Source organism: Glaciimonas soli (assembly GCF_009497155.1).
Taxonomy (GTDB): domain Bacteria; phylum Pseudomonadota; class Gammaproteobacteria; order Burkholderiales; family Burkholderiaceae_D; genus Glaciimonas; species Glaciimonas soli.
On the sequence record NZ_WINI01000020.1, the window covers coordinates 1 to 1198 of the forward strand.

Annotated in this window: 1 protein-coding gene; it reads right to left on the reverse strand. The window is 49.7% G+C overall.

Features of this window, described 5'->3' with window-relative positions:
- Positions 1 to 2: 2 nt before the first annotated feature.
- Positions 3 to 1196 carry an elongation factor Tu gene (gene tuf / locus GEV47_RS19065; protein ID WP_153236381.1) on the reverse strand — a complete coding sequence of 398 codons (1194 nt, stop codon included), beginning with the start codon at positions 1194 to 1196 and terminating at the stop codon, positions 3 to 5.
- Positions 1197 to 1198: the final 2 nt, after the last annotated feature.

Genomic DNA, 1198 nt, shown 5'->3' on the forward strand with positions numbered 1-1198 from the left:
ACTTAGTCTGCCAAGATCTCAGCAACAACACCCGCACCAACAGTACGACCACCTTCACGAATAGCGAAGCGCAAACCTTGCTCCATCGCGATTGGGTTGATCAATGTTACTGTGATCGACACGTTATCACCTGGCATCACCATCTCTTTGTCTTTTGGCAAAGCGATCGAACCAGTTACGTCCGTAGTACGGAAGTAGAATTGTGGACGATAGTTGTTGAAGAATGGTGTATGACGACCGCCTTCATCTTTCGACAACACATAGATCTCGCCTGTGAAGTTCTTGTGCGGCTTGATCGAACCAACGTGTGCCAATACTTGACCACGCTCAACGTCTTCACGCTTAGTACCGCGCAACAACACACCAACGTTGTCACCAGCTTGACCTTGATCCAGCAATTTGCGGAACATTTCAACACCAGTACAAGTTGTTTGTTGTGTATCGCGAATACCAACGATTTCCAACGCTTCACCAACCTTAACAATACCGCGCTCTACACGACCAGTAACTACTGTACCGCGACCTGAGATCGAGAATACATCTTCCACTGGCAACAAGAATTTACCGTCAACTGCGCGCTCTGGCGTTGGGATGTAGCTATCCAACGCATCGCCCAAGGCAACAATCGCTTGCTCGCCCAATGGACCAGTATCGCCGTCCAACGCCAAACGTGCCGAACCTTTGATGATAGGAGTGTCGTCGCCTGGGAACTCATATTTAGTGAGTAGCTCGCGCACTTCCATTTCAACCAATTCCAACAACTCTTCGTCGTCAACCAGGTCGCACTTGTTCAAGAACACGATGATGTATGGAACGCCAACTTGACGTGACAACAAGATGTGCTCACGTGTTTGTGGCATAGGACCGTCTGTTGCCGCAACAACCAGAATCGCACCGTCCATCTGCGCCGCACCAGTGATCATGTTTTTAACATAGTCAGCATGGCCTGGGCAGTCAACGTGAGCGTAGTGACGGCTCGCTGTTTCGTATTCTACGTGCGATGTATTAATAGTAATACCGCGTGCTTTTTCTTCTGGCGCCGAGTCAATCGACGCGAAATCGCGCTTCTCACCACCGTTTAACTTTGTCAACACACTGGAAATCGCTGCTGTCAGCGTGGTTTTACCGTGGTCAACGTGGCCGATAGTACCGACGTTTACGTGCGGCTTGGTCCGTTCGAATTTGCCTTTTGCCATTT